The following is a 16813-nucleotide window of genomic DNA, read 5'->3' as shown; positions in this document are numbered from 1 at the left end:
GTTGAAGTTTTGTGGAACATGTAAAAAGAATGTTGCAGACCATTTGAACTTTTGTCCTGAGTGTGGGAGTAAAGTAGAAGTAATCGTTGATAACACTGCTGCTTCATATACAGAATTACAAACCGAGACAAAACCAGTGAAAAGTAAGAAAAATTTATTTGTAATCATTGGTTTTGCCATTATTGCTGCATTATTATTTGGGGCATATAAATTTGGAGCATATAAGTTTTCAAAAGAAAAGCAAGTAAATGTAATGATTGAAGCATTCCAAAAGAAAGATATTAATGCAATTGATGAGTTTGTAAAAGCAAATGATTCAAGCTTAAAGATTAAGACAGAGGATCTTAAAGCGTACATGCGTTATTTAAAAGAGAATCCTTCTTACAACAAACAATTACTGTCTTATTTACAGAAAGAGACAGTAGATCAAAAGTTAACAAAAGATAAATCTTCATTTAAGGACGGGGAAATAGTAGAAGAGGGAAAAGAGTGGTTCTTATATCCAAAGTATAAGTTCAGCATGAAATCTTATTATATGAGCGTTAGTACAACTGCAAAAAATGCAGAAATATATGTGAATGACAAAAAAGAAGCAGAGCTTTCTAGTGATAAAACTTCGAAAGAGTTGGGGCCATACTTCCCAGGTACATATGTTGTAAAGGCAACGGCGAAGACAGAACTTACTGAATTAGAAACAGAGAAAGAAGTAGATTTAGCGGATGAACAGAGCGAGAAGGTGAAAGTGGATTTATCGCTTGAAGGCAAGTATGTAAGCATTTCTTCTGATGAAAGTGATGCAACTGTATTTGTGAATGGGAAAAAACGTGGAAAATTAAATTATGGAAGTTATAAGCTTGGCCCTGTATCCACAGATGAAACAGTAGAAGTACATTTAGAGAAAACTACTGATCTTGGTGTGATGAAATCTGAAAGTGTTAAAATTGGAGACCAAAGCACATATTACTTAAAATTCCCGAAAGAAACATCAAGTTCAGCAGTGGGCGAATTTGTAAGAAATCATATTTATGATAACGTACGTGCAATTTCATTAAATGATTTTAGTTTAATTGAAAATAATTATGATAAGGGCGGGAAATCGTATAAGGAAGACCGTGATTATATACAGTATTTACACAAAAAAGGAATTACAGAAGACTTATTAACGATGGAAGTTCGTAATGTAGAGCGTCAAAGTGCTACCAAATATAAAGTAACGACATATGAAGAGTATCATATTCGTTACGGTGATGGATCTGTGAAGTTCAAAAGTTTTAATAACGAACATATTGTAACTGTGAATGGAAATGGAAAGATGTTGTATCATTCTCTTGGTGCAAATAATACGTTGAAATCAGAAGATGTATCTGGTCCAACTCGTTAATATGAGAGAAGCTGTTCAATATTTGAACAGCTTCTTTTTTGTAGCTAAATCGATATTTCGTGTCGAACCGTTGATATATCGTAAGTTATGATAGATATAATCGAAAAATCGTTGATATATTGCGATTTATGATAGATATAATTGAAAAATCGTTGATATATTTTTTTACAATTATGAGTGTGTTTCCTTTAGTATCGCTTGTACATATGGATCATGTAATATTTGCTCTATAATTGGTAACATGTTTTGTTCAAATGGAATGTCGATAGGAAATGGCTTTTGAGAGCCTGGTTTTATTCCATATTGCACAATTTTGTAATGTGTATTGTTTTCAGACTTGAGCACAATTAACTTATAGCGGTTATCATCGCCAGCGAGTGAAAAATCAATAGAAGTAGCGTTATATGTCACTTCATCTTTATATATGTACGGTTTTGGCGTACCAATCCAGTCTACTTTTGCTTGCACATTCATGGGCGTAGCCTCCTTATATGTATTATAAATAAATAAAAGCCAGCTCTCAATAAAGAGAACCGGCTTGTAATTTAGCAGTCATTGGTTATTTTAAAATTTTCACTTTAACAGTTTTGCGTCCCCATTTTTGAGCAGCGCTATCTGATCCAAGTAAGATATCAATACGGTTACCTTTAATTGCACCACCAGTATCTCCAGCGATAGCTTCTCCGTAACCTTCTACCCATACTTTAGATCCTAATGGGATTACTTTCGGGTCAACAGCGATCATTTTCATGTTTGGATTCGCAGTTAAATCATGACCCATTGCAGTTAATACACGGCCGCCATATGTGCCACCGTTTTCGCTCGGGTGAGCTGTATATGCTGTAGCTACAACTGTTAACTCACGACCACCAGATGGTGTGCTAGTTTCAGCAGCTTTCACAGCAGGCTTAGCAGCTGGTTTTGCTTGTGCTACAGGTGCTTGAGCCTTAGCTGGTGCTGCAGCTGCAGCTTTAGCAGGAGCAGTTGTTTCTTGTTTCTCAATTACAGGTGCTGTACCTGTTAAGAAAGGAACATGAACATAAGCTGTTTTCCCGTTATATTCAAATTGTAACCACTCATTTTGTACTTGGTTCGTTGTTTCGATTACATCGTCTTTCTTCAACTTTCCAAGAACCTCTGAGTTTGTGTTCGCTTCAGCACGTACGTTTAATACGTTAGCTGTTACGTAGTAGATGCTTTTTGTGAACTCTGCACTTACGAATGCGTCTTTACCGTCTAAAGTAATTTTTGACCATCCGTTCTCTGTATTTTGAACATCTATTTTATTACCGTTTAGTAATTTACCGACAACTTTTGATTCAGTAGTAGGGTTTTCGCGTACGTTTAGTACGTCTGTTGTTACAACCGTTTCTGCATTAGCAGATGATGTGAAAATCCCAAGACCAAAAACTGCTGCTGTTGCTATACCAATTAATTTTTTCATGATAGCCTCCATTGCGTTTGTTTTCGTGTCCTCATTATAGCAACAGATTTTTTCGGATTTGGGGAAAACACACAATTACAAACCATTCGTAATAAGTCGTTAACATCCTGTAATATAACAAAAAATATAGGAAAGCGTTTTTCATTCTATATGACTCATAGGTTTCTAGTTATATTCAAAATATTTAATACAACATGTTTTTTTCGACGTAAATAAAAATATTACAGGAATATTACATGATGTTTACTAAACGATTACATTCCTTGAGTATTTTACCGTTTTATGGGTAATATAGTTATATAAACATAAACATTTTGTTTGTGAAGCTATAAACACGTGCTATATACTAGCAAAAAAACCGCATAATTGTTACAAAACGAAAGGGTTGCAAGGAAGAACTTTGCCCTTTTTTACATATGTAACACATCCTTTTTTAGGAAAATACATTCCTATCCGCGTTTTTCTCACACAATTTGACAGCAGTATTTCTAACTTGTAGCTCTTGCAGAGTGAAAAAGTTATACGAAAGGTAAGGCTGTCCATAAGAATTCGAATTGGTGAAGGTGAAAGTAAGAAAATCACCGCAAAATTATAGTTTTCTATCCGATTTTACATATCGGAATTTATGTTATTTACAAAAGCGAAACCTACGAAGGGGGATTTGATGAGGAAACTGACAAAAACATTCATCGTTTCATTAACATTATGTATTGCATTTACAATTTGGGGGATTATTCCCGAATCTATTATTGGAAAAGGTAGCTTAGGAAATGTAACAACCGCAATTCAAACTGCATTAGTTAGTAAGTTCGGGTGGTTTTATATTATTTCCGTGTCTATTATTTTAGGTGTGTCTATCTTTTTAATTGTTTCGAAATACGGTTCTATTCGTTTAGGTAAAGATGATGATGAACCTGATTATAGTTATATGACATGGTTTGCTATGTTATTTAGTGCTGGTATGGGTATTGGCTTAGTTTTCTGGGGCGTTGCCGAACCATTAAACCATTTATACGCACCTCCGTTTGGAGATAGTGCAACTGAGGAAAGTGCGCGCCTTGCACTGCGTTTTTCGTTTTTCCATTGGGGATTACATCCTTGGGGACTATATGCGTTTGTAGCGTTATGTATTGCTTACTTTACCTTTAGAAAAGGAAAAGCAAGTACGATTAGTGCGACAGTAGGTCCGTTATTTAAGGGCGGGGAACACGGGCGTATTGCTCATTCATTTGATGTGTTAGCTGTTTTCGCAACTGTATTTGGTGTTGCAACGTCATTAGGTCTTGGTGCGAAACAAATTGCAGGTGGTGTTAGTTATTTAACATCTATCCCGAACTCATTAACGACTCAGTTAGTTATTATTGCAATCGTAACAGTATTATTTATGTTATCTGCGCAAACAGGTCTTGATAAAGGAATTAAATATTTAAGTAATACGAATATTATTTTTGCATTTGCACTTATGATCATTGTATTATTTGCAGGTCCAACAAACTTTATTATGAATTACTTCACTTCAACAATCGGTTCTTATATTCAGGAATTGCCAAGTATGAGTTTCCGTTTAAGTCCATTAGACGAAGGTGGGAATCAATGGATTCAGTCATGGACAATTTTCTATTGGGCATGGTGGATTGCGTGGTCACCGTTCGTAGGTACGTTTATTGCTCGTGTTTCACGAGGTCGTACGATTCGTGAGTTTGTTATCGGTGTGTTACTTGTGCCGACCGTAATTGGTGCACTTTGGTTCTCTGTGTTCGGCGGTACTGGTATTCATATGGAGCTGTTTGGTGATGCACATATCTTCGACAAAGTGAAAGAAATGGGAACAGAAGTAGGATTATTCGCTATGTTCGATCAGATGGGCAGCTTTGGATCAGCTTTATCAGTTTTAGGTATTTTACTTATTGCAACATTCTTTATTACATCTGCAGACTCTGCAACATTCGTTTTAGGGATGTTAACGACACATGGTAGTTTAAACCCACCCAATCGTATTAAAATGATTTGGGGTATCGTTCTAGCCGCGATAGCTTCTACGCTATTATATATTGGCGGATTAGAAGCCTTACAAACGGCAGCTATCATTGCAGCATTCCCGTTCGTCTTTGTTATTTTCTTTATGATGGCAGCATTATTTAAAGAGTTACAAAAAGAAGGACGTATGAAGCGTCATTAATAATAGAAGGAAAAGAGCTGATTTCATATCAGCTCTTTTTTATTTCTCTATTTGCCTGTAAAAGTACGATTGGTGATGGCTAATGAAAGTTTCACTTTATATAGAAGGAATTTGAAATGCGGGTAGGGGAAATAAAATACTTTACCATATAAGTAGTATGCCTTTTATACGAAGAAAAAACGATAGGTTTCGACAATATTCGATACCTTACGAATTCTATTCGTATTTTTGTCAAAAATATGTCGGAAATGTGTTGTCACGTTTATATATATGTGCTATATTATTTCCTGTAAGCGATTTCAAATAGTTTTAAAGCGCATTCAAGGGGGACATCTAGAATAATGAAACGTTACGAAAGAAAGTGGAAGCATATTTGTTTGAAACGTGTGGCACATCGTAGTGTCCAAGAAAGCACGGAACCTAAGACTGAAACGCGCAAAGAACAGCAAGAGAAGCAATTGGTTCTACAAAAATAGCAATCACTTTTTCGTATATAAATGAAGGTCGATCGTTCGTTGGGGGATGGACGTGAAATTACTTTCAGCTAAGGGGTATTGTCTGATATATAATTTATACGGCAATAAATAAGCACAGAGCATACGGCGCTCTGTGCTTATTGTTATTATTTCTCTTTTTTGAATCGAACTGTCTTATCCCAGCCAATGACTTGTTTCTTGCTCTTTGCACGTAAGTATAAGATTAAGCTACGAATAAATAAGTACGTAAAGAGCTGTGCGTACGTAAAGTACATAATAACGCTAATAAAAATATTAGTCGGTGTAAAGGTTCGTTCGACACTCTGGGCACTAAATAATTGAGAAACATATGTAATATATGCGACATACCACATAAATAGTAGCGGGATGCTATATTGAATTTGGAATATCCCGAGTAGCCCAATTACAAACCAAACGTTCGAAATGATTAGGAATAGCCAAAATACAACATACACTAGAACTTGTTGTAAGGAATGGACGAGAAGTTTTCCTTTAAAGAAACTTAATGATGAGAACATTTTTTCTAAAATGTATAAATTCCCTTGGAGCCAACGTGTACGTTGTTTAATAAGAATTTTTAAATGCTCTGGTTCTTGTTCCCAAGTAACTGATTCTGGGACGATTGGTAAGAGATAACCTTTTTGTGTAATTCTTAATGTTAATTCAGCATCTTCTGCAATTGCATAAGGGTCATAGCCACCAAGCTCTTCTAGTGCGGAGCGACGAAGAAGCATATTTGTTCCTGTCAGTGAGCCTGTTTGGAATAGTAACCAGCGTCCAGATTGCATAAGGAGCTGGAAGATTTGAAATTCCAGTGAAATCATTCGCGTCAGCCAGTTGCGCTTTTCATTTACTGTACGAACATGTCCAACAGCTCCAACAGCATCTTCAGTTGTTTCAGCGTGTTCTACAAGCATTCGCAGTGCGTGTGGTTCAGGCTGGTTATCTGCATCGTACACACAGAAGTATTCACCATCTGAAATACTAAGGCCGTAGTTTAGTACACGTGATTTACCCTTCGGTTCACCGGGTGGAACACGAATATGGCGAATATGAGCATAAGCTTTGTCGAAATCATCGCCAATTTCAGGTGTTTCATCTTGAGAGTTATCATTTAATAAATAAATAGTTAGTTTTCCTGGATATTCAATCTGCGCCATCGCCTCTAAAGTATCTTTAATAACGACGCCTTCATTATGGGCAGGTATGAAAATATCGACGCTTGGATAATGGTCTAATGTACGATCTTTTCGTTTACTATTTCGGTGAATTAAGCCCGCGATTGTTAAAAAAGAGTAGTAAACGAGTAAGCCAGAGAATAGAAAGGCCGTAAAAATAAGTACATATTTAATTGAAAATGTGATACTAATCCAAAAAACGAGTACGCAAAACAGAAGGAATAAAAGAAGTATAACGAGAGTCATCATAACAGTGTCTGTCCTTTGTTTCCAATTTGCTCGCGTGAAATTTTTATATCTCGGATTGCTTCAGCAGCAAGCCATTGCTCCATTTTTGGCTTTAGGCGGTTCATTACAATGTCAGCACCAGCTTCATTTGTGTTTTGTAATAAAATAACTAGCGTATTATTATCATATTCAGCAGCAAGGTCAAAATCATTCCTTACCGTTTCAACTAATAAGGAAGCTACACGGTCCATAACACTTTCCTTCGTATATTTACTAAAGGGAGTGAAATCAAAGTAAATGATAACGCCTGTTTCATTACGACGATTCATTGCAGTTGTTAATAATGCTTGGCGTCTCTCGAATTCTTGTCTTGTTAGTAATTTTGATTCTCCAATATATTGTTCTAACGTTCTCACACGCTCAGTTAAAGTTTTATTTTCATGAATCACTTTTTTCAATAGGTGAGTTGTTATATATACAATGAAGAAGTTAGCTGCCATCAGGAAGTGGATAATCATATATTGCCATTGATCTGATGTACTCCATAAATGAAGCCATGCTTGATAGAACAAATAAAATACGGAAATAATGGTTCCTAGTATGAAGAAAACAAATGCTGTTTTGTCAGCTAAAAATAAGAATAGTACATTTACGATTACGTATATTATTGTAAAAATAAGAGCATGCTCATATTTCGTCACATGTACAGTAGTAAAATAAAATACAATTTGTAAAATCCACATAGAGAGGATTTTATAGAACTTATCTTTCACAAAACTTTCCTCCTTAAAGCTATTTCATCAATAGATACTTGTAGTATGCGCAATTATTAAGAAATTGACCATGTCGTTACATTCTTTTGAAGGGCAACAACAAGTAGTATCTCTATTTTCATTAGAAAAATAAAAAGACTTAAACATTATTGTATCATAATGTTCTTATATTTGGCATAAAGTGATTAATAGATGTACAAAAGACATTTGGATTGCATGAAAAAAGTCTCCTCTTGTAGAAAGAGAAGACTCTATATAAGTTTATAGGAACATCATACCTGCAACTGCTGCATTTAAGAAGTTCGCTAATGTACCAGCGATAACTGCTTTAATCCCTAATTGTGCAATTTGTTTACGGCGAGTAGGAGCTAGCGTTCCTGTTACACCTAATTGAATTGCGATAGAAGAGAAGTTTGCGAATCCACAGATTGCGAATGTTAAAATTAGATTTGTTTTGTCAGAGAACTCTGCCATGTGTGGTCCTAAGTTTGCGTATGCAACGAATTCGTTGATTGCAAGTTTTTGACCAATAAAGCTTGCTGCTTGTACAGCTTCACCAGGAGAAACCCCGATTAAGATTGCAAATGGTGATAATAAGTAACCGAAGATTAAATCAAGGCTAAGTTTAATATCGAACAGAGAACCAATCAATCCTAATAATCCATTTAATAAAGCGATTAATGCGATGAAAGCCATTAACATTGCTGCTACGTTAATAACAAGTTGCATACCTTCAGATGCACCGCGTGCAGCTGCGTCGATAACGTTTGCGTCTTCACGTTCTGTAGAAAGTTCAACGTTATTATCTACTTTTTCTGTCTCAGGCATAATCAGTTTCGCAATTAATAAGCTTGATGGAGCTGCCATTATTGCAGCCGCTAATAAGTGCTCTAACGGAATACCCATTGCTGCATAACCGACGAGAACAGATCCAGCAACAGCTGTCATACCGCTTACCATAATAGCGAAGAATTCACTATTTGTTAAACGTGCTAAGTAAGGTTTAATTAAAATTGGAGCTTCAGTTTGTCCTAAAAATACAGTCGTTACTGAGTTTAAGCTTTCTGCTTTAGAAGTTCCAAGAAGTTTACTTAATGCGCCACCAACGACGCTAACAAATTTCTGCATAATACCAAAATGATATAAGATTGCTACTAATGAACTAATAAATACGATTGGAAGTAGTGCTTGAATAAAGAATACAAATCCCCAAGGTCCTTTTGCGTTGACTAAATCCCCAGCAACGAACTTAATTCCCTCGTAAGAAAAATTAATTAATCCTTGAACACCGTCAGCAGCGTGTTTTAAACCTGCTTTACCAGCATCCCATCGTAATACGATAAATGAAAATGACATTTGTAATGCTAGCGCGATTAAAATTGTGCGCCAATTAATAGCTTTGCGGTTGGAAGATAGTAAGAATGCAATTGCTAATACTCCAATCACGCCGCCAATTCCCCATAAAAGATTCATGCAGTGTATGCTCCTTCCTCATAGTAAAAACAGTGTATAAACCAGTTGTCTATACGTTTACGAATATAACATCTTAAGTAACTTATCATAATGGACATCGGAGGTCAAACGTCTAATGAAAAGTTTAAATAAAAAGAAAATTCTTCAAAAAAACACATATGAAATAAATAGACATGAAATAGGTTATGTTTTTTATGGGAATATATACATTATGATAACGTTATGGATTGTTTTTGCAGAATAAAGTGTATGAAATGGAAGAATAGATACATTATTTTTGTAGAGGGAAGCTAGGGGAAAGGGAGTAATATGTTGAACTCATAGCAAAAAGCCTTCTAGTAAACTAGAAGGCTTTGAAACTATTAATTAAGGTGCTTTCGTGTATCCTAAGAAGTGGCTCTTCCAATAAGAGTTACTTAATGAAGCGATTGCTACACCTTTATCTCCAGCTTGGATAAATGATCCGCCCCCAAGGTAAATACCCATGTGAGAAGGGCCAGATTTATAAGTGTTTTGGAAATAAATTAAGTCACCAGGTTGTGGACTTGAAGTTTTTGGTAGGCTACTCCAATATCCTGCAACACTTTGGCGGCTAATGTTATGACCAAATTTCTTAAATACGTGGTAGATGTAACCACTGCAGTCAACACCGTTAGCAGAAGTTCCGCCCCAAACGTATGGTACACCTTGCATTGATTTTGCGTATGCAAGTACGGAAGAACTGTCGCCGCTATTATTACCTGTATTATTATTGTTGTTATTGTTTTGATTGTTATTTTGGTTATTGTTAGGCTTATTATCTACTGCGCCTCCAACTGGTGTTTTAGATAGGTAACGTGTTCCGATATAACCAGTTTGACCGTTGTAGTTAATTTTGCTCCATCCAGAGTTTTCAGAGATTACTTGAACCTTCTGACCTTGTGGAAGTGCGCCTATGATTCTATAATTTGTACCTTCGCCGCTACGTACATTTAGTGCAGAAGCATTAATGTAGTAGTCACCAATTGCACCTTGGTTAGGTTTTTCAGGTTGTTTTGGTTGCTCAGGAGTAGTAGTGCCACCTTTAACGAATTTTACAAATTCGCTGCTAACAAAGCCTGTTTTTCCTTGGTAATTTACTTTAAACCAACCGTTTTCAGATCCAACTACGTTTAATGTTGTACCGTTTAAAACGCCACCAATTACACTATGGTAAGCGGCAGGGCCTGTACGAACACGTAAAGATGTAGCGTTAACTACGTAAGAACCGCCAGTTTGAATAGTTCCATTATTGTTTTGCTCTTGTTTGTTGCCTTCTGTAACGTTTTCGTTAGAACCGCCTTTTGTTACGTAGTCTTTGCTTATATAAGCAGTTTGTCCTGCGTAATTGATTTTGAACCAATCTTGAACTTCGCCGACAACTTGTACTACTTGTCCTTTTTTGACAGAACCTACAGTTGTGTGAGAAGTGCTAGGACCTGTACGAACGCGAAGGGAAGATACATTTACTGTATAGTTTCCGCTTGCTGGTTTTACTTCTTGGTTGTTATTATTCGTATTGTTGTTTGAAGAACCCCCATTAGAAGAAACGCCAGATACGAATTCGCCACTTACATAACCTACTTGTCCATTATGGTTAATTTTCACCCAACCATTTTCTTGTCCAATTACGTTTAATGTTTGTCCTGCATATACACGTCCAGAAACAGAACTAGAAGTGTTAGGAGCTGTACGTACACGTAATACATCAGCGGTAACTTTATTGTTTCCACCTGTGCTTACATTGTTGTTTGCTGCTCCACTTTTTGATACAAATTCGCCACTAACAAAGCCTGTTTTTCCGTTAATGTTAATTTTGAACCAACCATTTTCTTCGCCAATCACGTTTAGTGATTGACCGTTATAAACGCGTGAGATGATGTCGTGAGAAGTGCTTGATCCCGCACGAACATGTAAGACGCTCGCGTTTACCGTATAAGATGAGTTGTTTGACGCAGAAGCTTGGACAGTTGTAGCAGCTTTTTGTGTATTTTGTTCAGGTGCAGCTTGAACACTATCAAGTGTAGGTGCTGCTCCTCCTGCTACAGACACTGCCGCAAGACCGGCAAGATACTTTTTCATAATTTGTCGATTCCTTTCTGTCTGTAATGTAGTGAAGAAATATTTACCAACTGTTAAAAATTCTAAAGAGCATGTCGATTACTGTCAAGGCTTATGTGGGAATCTGAATATGACAAAAAGATTACAAGAAAAAATCAAGGTATAAATTTACACCTTGATTTCCATTTAAATGCATATATTGAATATAAAAGGACAGAAATTATTCGTGTTTAAGAAGATGACATATTGGATTGTAACAAGATTTTATTAAAAGATTTTTGCAGTTTTTTGGTGATAGGTCCAACTTGCCCATCTTGAATCGCGGTTCCATCAAGGTGGGTCATTGGTAAAATTTCAATTGTTGTGCCTGTAAAAAAGCATTCATCTGCTTGATAAACGTCACGAACGCTGAAAAGTTCTTCCTGTACAGGAATGTGAAGAGTATTCGCTAAAGAAAGGACATATTGACGAATAATGCCATTTAAAATAAGGTGATTGGCTGGATGTGTGTAAAGAGTTCCATTTTTAATTAAAAAGAAGTTGGAATGGCTTCCTTCCGTTACAATACCATTCCTTACGAGAAGTGCCTCTTTACAGCCTTTCCGTTCAGCTTTCGTAGCAGCTAGTACGTTTGGTAATAAATTTAATGATTTAATGTCACAGCGTAGCCATCGAGTATCGGGTTCTGATATAGCGCGTATACCATATTCAATCCATAAGGCTGGTCTTTCTTTTTTTGTAATATAGGCATAAATTGTCGGAGGGGTGTCATATGAAAATACATGTGTGCGAGCTTGTACACCACGAGATACTTGCAAATAAATTGTGCCATCTTCGTGGAAATGGTTTCGTTCAATTAATTTGTAAAGTAAAGTGATGAGCTCAGCTTTTGAGAAAGGGAGCGATAATTCTACTTCTTCCATGGATCGATATAATCTCGTTATGTGCGGATCTAATAAGTGAAAGTTCCCTTTATATAGGCGAATAACCTCGTAGACACCATCTCCGAACTGCGAACCTCTCTCTTCAAGTTCTATGTACGTTTGTTGTTTTGTTGTATCAATAACTTCATCATTCCAAAGTACAAATTTTTCGTATGCCAATTTCCGTCCCATCCTTTCGTAAGTACGTAAGTAATGTGAAACTTTCATTCATGCGAGATAAAAATCACTATAGTAATTTTTATGTAAGCAATTCTCTACATATGACCGTATATGTATTTGTAAATCATAGAGAAGTAAGGATGGTTTACCCCGCATTAACGGGCAGTAAAACTCCTACTTAAAAATTCGGGTGGAGCAAAGAAGTGAATTGGGCGAATAACTGCCCGTAGCTGCCCGATTGGTGAGGGCTGATTAAAGTTTCACTTTACAGCATTTTGTATATACAAATTCGAAAATAAGAATGAGAATCCTGCTTTTAAATAAAAAAAAGCAACATTCTTATGGAATGCTGCACAAGGAGGGTAGCTATCTTTCATAGGGACATTGTCTCGTTGAATGTTTTGTGTATGGAAACAAAACATGTTGAAAGACAATTATAAGAAAGTAGAAACAAAAGATTTACACACTTCTTTAAGGGATCTTACGAAAGATGAGAGATAAGAAATATGTAGAACCTCGTTTACATATTTTATTATAGAGATTCTTCATTAACACTATGTGAATATTTGGTAAAGGTTATGTAATTTTAAAGTTAATGAATATAAGTAGTTGTATGGAAGAAAATAAAAAAAGAGGCTGAGATTACTCAGCACTCTTCTTTTCTTCTTTAATAACTGTTTTTACTTCACCAGTTTTGATCTTATTACTTTCAGAGAAGCGAAGTAAGTCACCTTCAATGATTTTATCAGACATGTTCAATTCATTTTGGGCGCGATCAATTAGTGGTTGAGATTCTTCTTTCGGTAATTGTACAACTTCGCCAGTAGCACGGTCATAGAATGTACTGTTTGTGTACATGTATTTATCTGTAACGAAGCTACCGTCACGAAGAACAACGAATCCTTTATTATCAGGTGAGAATACATCATGACCGAATCGAACGTCATTTGTAGAATCTACACCAAGTAAGTTTAGAATAGTTGGTTTAATGTCAATTTCACCAGTTGGTTTCGAAATTGTTTTACCTTCTTTTTGACCTGGAACGTGAATAAACATCGGTGTTTTTTGTAAGTTCATATGGTCAAATGCAGAGATTTCTTCTTTTCCTAAGAACTGTGCCATTGCACGGTTATGGTTTTCAGAAATACCGTAGTGGTCACCGTAGAATACGATTACTGAGTTGTCGTAAATACCTTCTGCTTTTAGACGCTCAATAAAGTGTTTCATTGCTTCGTCTAAGTAACGAGCAGTTACCATGTAACGGTCAAATACTCCATCACCAGAATTGTATTCGTCGATTAATTTTGTACTGTCATCGTAAGTGAATGGGTAATGATTCGTTAAAGTAAGGAAGCGAGTATAGAATGGTTGCTTCACTTGTTTTAACATATCAATAGATTGATCGAAGTACTCGATATCTTTTAATCCCCAGTTTAATTTTGTTTCTGGTGTAATCTTGTAGTCAAGTTCGTTGTAGTAACGATCATAACCAAGTGCTGGATACATAATGTTACGGTTCCAGAATGTTGCGTTGTTTGCGTGGAATACCGACGTGTGATACCCTTGCTGACGTAAAATTTCTGGAGTTGCTGTATATTCATTGTTACCGTGTGTGAAGAATACAGCACCGCGGTCTAGTGGATATAACGAAGTATCTACTAGGAATTCAGCATCAGATGTTTTACCTTGACCAGTTTGATGGAAGAAGTTATCAAAGTAATAACTTTCTTTCGTAAATTGGTTTAAGAATGGTGTAACTTCTTGTCCGTTAACTGTTGCACCAATTAAGAATGTTTGTAATGACTCAAGAGAGACAACAATTACGTTTTTCCCTTTTGCAGTACCGAACATATTTGGATCTGGTTTACTTTGTGTTGTTTTTACGTAGTTTTCTGTTTCTTGTAATTTACTACCGTCAGCGAACGCTTTTTGTGAACTTGATTTTGCTTGTAAGCCAAGATCGTATACTTGGTGTACATATAATCCTAAGTTTTTAACAAGCATAACGCGGTCGAATGAACGTGTTAATAGTTCTGGGCGTTCAGCTTCTGCAAGTCCTAAGTTTGCGAAGAAAATAGCAACTGTTGATACGAAGTATAGAGAACGCATCGGGCGTGCTACACGCTCTGTAGGTGCAAAGTTCTTCATTTTCTTTAATAGAACGAAGAAAACGATAATGTCTGCAAATGCAAGGATAATTTTGTAGTTAAATAATTCTTTCACACTAGAACCTAAACTTCCGAAGTTAGATGTTTGTCCTAGCACCGGTAATGTAACGAAGTCATTGTAGAATCCGTAGAACATTACGTTACCAACAAGAACGATTGTTAAGACAAAATTAATTCCAAGTGCTATATAGTTACGTTTTTTCCCTTTTGCAAATAATGCAAGACCAACAAGCAGTAATGATGCTGCTAATGGGCTAAGGAATAAAATGAATTCTTGCATGAAAGATTCAAGTTTTAAGTCAAAGCTTGTGCGTGTAATAAGGTAAGTTTTTAGCCATAAGGCTAAAGCTACGAATACAGTGAAACGCACATTTTGAAATTGTGATTTCAAGGTTTCTTTCATTCATTTCCACCCTTTCTCTATCAGGCTTGGTCGATTTTGGAGCGAAAAATGCTAAAATAAAAAATACATAGTTTTCTTGGCCATAATTAAAGGTTCTATATTCACCCATATACGACTATAACTATGCATACCCTTTTGGTTTCTTTTGTTGCTCATAAGCATAACGTCATTTCTGTATTATACAACAAAATTCATTTCTGAGAAACACTATAACATTTTACATTTTTTGTATAAGATTTGTCACTACCAGAGAAAACTTTAACATTCGTTTATATGTCCGTCAACTAGAAAATATAACAAAGGCAGAGCAGAATGTTAAGTAGAAGTGAAAATTTTCTTTGTTGAGAAATAAGAAACGAAGATGGGTAAGGGTTATCTAGAAATCTATTATATGAAGGAAATCGTGTGAAAATTAACGAACACTTGTTCTTTTTTGGTTTGTTTGTTACAATAAAAGTTCATTGATAGGTTTTGTGTAATTTCCATGAACTTTTACTGATAACATATTGTAGCTTATTTCTTTTTAAAAATAGGGAGGCTTTTTACATGAAACAAAAATTTTCAGTTGAAGCGTTTTGGAAGAAAGTAAAACATGTTGCAAAGCAAGCTGGGCAGTCGGTCATTTATGCAAGTTTATTACTGTTTTACGTTTTGCAAAGACCCGATGTTCCAAAACGAGTGAAAATTATTGTAATTGGAGCACTTGCTTATTTTATTGCACCGATTGATGCGATTCCAGATTTCATTGCTGGAATTGGCTATACGGATGATTTAGGGGCGTTAACGGCCGCACTAATACAGGTGTCGTTATACGTCAATGAAGATGTGAAAGATAAGGCACGAGTGAAGTTGGCAGAATGGTTTGGTTCGGATATAGACACAACATTTATCGATCAGAAATTAGGTCAATAGGTGAAACCTGTCATAAGGTGACAGGACGAACGTAAGCGAGGAAGTGCATTATGCCATCAGGAAGAACGCATACGAAAATAAACTTAATATCCCTTCCGGTTGTTTTGTTTTTTCTCTTTTCGTATGGATTAACAAATTTTGATTTTTTATTAACTTTTGCAATTGGTTTTTTAGTAGGTACTTCATTTTTAACACCAGATTTAGATACGTACAGTAATGCTTATAACAAATGGGGTTTCTTACGTATATTTTGGTATCCTTATAAAAAAGTAATGCCGCATCGATCTTTCTTTACGCATACGATTATACTTGGTGATGTGATTCGTATTGCGTACATGTTAATCGTCTTTTCTCCATTTTTATTTCTATTAAATGTAATCGCACTGGATGGTAATTTAATAGAAATTGCGAAGAAACATGAGGTTGAAATTGTAACGTTCTTAATGGGAATTGTTGTGGCAAGTACGCTTCACATTATAGCGGATAAAGTGAATACGCGCCGAAAGAAAATGATGAGAAAAAAGAAGAAACGCAGAAGATAAAGTGAACGAATTAGGAAAAGGACCCTTGCAATTTGCAAGGGTCCTTTTTTAAACAAACGTTTGTTTAAAATTAAGCTTTCAGCACTTTAATTCCTTTTACAATGTTCCAGATGAAGTAGTATAAGCTGATGATTCCGCAAATAGCTAAGACAATCATTGATCCAATTCCAAGTGTTACATCTGCTTGGTCAGATCCCATGCCCATAATTCCTAAAATGGCTACGCCGATAAATGTAGCAATACTTGGAATGATGTGTGTCCATAGAGCACGTTTTGCATGTGGCTTTGTTTCAGCGTCCCCCACAATCCAAACGATAATTGGGAATAAGATAGGGGCAAATAGTACACTAAAGTACGATAAAGCAGCTAATATTTTGTTTCCATTCATATATATCACCTCATAAATAATGTCCGTTGTTATACTATTATTATGCAATAAATTTTGCAAGCTTT

13 protein-coding genes are annotated in these 16813 nt (G+C 35.9%); 4 read left to right on the top strand and 9 right to left on the bottom strand.

The annotated features are described in order from the left end of the window. The first annotated feature begins 1 nt into the window (after position 1). Complete coding sequence (locus tag ACTL4X_RS26315) at positions 2 to 1381, top strand: zinc ribbon domain-containing protein (RefSeq protein WP_048538370.1); 1380 nt, start codon at positions 2 to 4, stop codon at positions 1379 to 1381. A gap of 171 nt (positions 1382 to 1552) precedes the next feature. Here the strand turns inward: ACTL4X_RS26315 and ACTL4X_RS26310 are convergent, their stop codons facing one another. Further along, complete coding sequence (locus ACTL4X_RS26310; protein ID WP_001102539.1) at positions 1553 to 1855, bottom strand: DUF3910 family protein; 303 nt, start codon at positions 1853 to 1855, stop codon at positions 1553 to 1555. A gap of 85 nt (positions 1856 to 1940) precedes the next feature. Then, positions 1941 to 2825 carry a cell wall-binding protein EntA gene (locus ACTL4X_RS26305; protein WP_000733325.1) on the bottom strand — a complete coding sequence of 295 codons (885 nt, stop codon included), beginning with the start codon at positions 2823 to 2825 and terminating at the stop codon, positions 1941 to 1943. Between the two features lie 664 nt (positions 2826 to 3489). Here ACTL4X_RS26305 and opuD point away from each other — a divergent pair. Continuing rightward, positions 3490 to 5004 carry a glycine betaine transporter OpuD gene (gene opuD, locus ACTL4X_RS26300; RefSeq protein WP_001229103.1) on the top strand — a complete coding sequence of 505 codons (1515 nt, stop codon included), beginning with the start codon at positions 3490 to 3492 and terminating at the stop codon, positions 5002 to 5004. A gap of 622 nt (positions 5005 to 5626) precedes the next feature. Here opuD and ACTL4X_RS26295 read toward each other — a convergent pair. The 6 genes from ACTL4X_RS26295 to ACTL4X_RS26270 all read right to left on the bottom strand — a co-directional run bounded on the left by ACTL4X_RS26295 (position 5627) and on the right by ACTL4X_RS26270 (position 14906). Beyond that, entirely contained in the window at positions 5627 to 6928 is a 1302-nt protein-coding gene (locus ACTL4X_RS26295) for a glycosyltransferase family 2 protein (protein WP_000988746.1), read from the bottom strand. Continuing rightward, entirely contained in the window at positions 6925 to 7680 is a 756-nt protein-coding gene (locus ACTL4X_RS26290; RefSeq protein ID WP_000653218.1) for a diguanylate cyclase, read from the bottom strand. Before ACTL4X_RS26290 ends, ACTL4X_RS26295 begins: the two co-directional genes overlap by 4 nt. Positions 7681 to 7941: 261 nt before the next feature. Then, positions 7942 to 9153, bottom strand: coding sequence for a NupC/NupG family nucleoside CNT transporter (locus ACTL4X_RS26285; RefSeq protein WP_001051015.1), 1212 nt, complete (start codon positions 9151 to 9153; stop codon positions 7942 to 7944). 366 nt (positions 9154 to 9519) lie between these two features. Beyond that, positions 9520 to 11253 (bottom strand): C40 family peptidase, encoded by a 1734-nt coding sequence (locus ACTL4X_RS26280; protein WP_063538102.1) that lies wholly within the window; start codon positions 11251 to 11253, stop codon positions 9520 to 9522. Between the two features lie 209 nt (positions 11254 to 11462). Continuing rightward, positions 11463 to 12347: a D-amino-acid transaminase gene (locus ACTL4X_RS26275; protein WP_078186980.1), complete on the bottom strand. Its 885-nt coding sequence runs from the start codon at positions 12345 to 12347 to the stop codon at positions 11463 to 11465. Positions 12348 to 12977: 630 nt separating this feature from the next. After that, positions 12978 to 14906 (bottom strand): LTA synthase family protein, encoded by a 1929-nt coding sequence (locus ACTL4X_RS26270; protein ID WP_441394967.1) that lies wholly within the window; start codon positions 14904 to 14906, stop codon positions 12978 to 12980. Positions 14907 to 15452: 546 nt separating this feature from the next. Here ACTL4X_RS26270 and ACTL4X_RS26265 point away from each other — a divergent pair. Both ACTL4X_RS26265 and ACTL4X_RS26260 read left to right on the top strand, forming a co-directional pair. Further along, positions 15453 to 15818 (top strand): YkvA family protein, encoded by a 366-nt coding sequence (locus ACTL4X_RS26265; RefSeq protein WP_000810369.1) that lies wholly within the window; start codon positions 15453 to 15455, stop codon positions 15816 to 15818. A gap of 50 nt (positions 15819 to 15868) precedes the next feature. Continuing rightward, complete coding sequence (locus ACTL4X_RS26260) at positions 15869 to 16360, top strand: metal-binding protein (protein ID WP_001139056.1); 492 nt, start codon at positions 15869 to 15871, stop codon at positions 16358 to 16360. 70 nt (positions 16361 to 16430) lie between these two features. On the opposite strand, the gene ACTL4X_RS26255 is transcribed toward ACTL4X_RS26260, so the two are convergent. Beyond that, the gene (locus tag ACTL4X_RS26255) at positions 16431 to 16748 is read right to left on the bottom strand and encodes a DUF4870 domain-containing protein (protein WP_001014096.1); all 318 of its coding nucleotides are present in this window, start codon (positions 16746 to 16748) and stop codon (positions 16431 to 16433) included. Between the last annotated feature and the right edge of the window lie 65 nt (positions 16749 to 16813).

Source organism: Bacillus sp. RE35, assembly GCF_052146655.1.
Lineage (GTDB): Bacteria > Bacillota > Bacilli > Bacillales > Bacillaceae_G > Bacillus_A > Bacillus_A cereus.
This window is presented reverse-complemented; position numbering and strand designations above follow the sequence as displayed.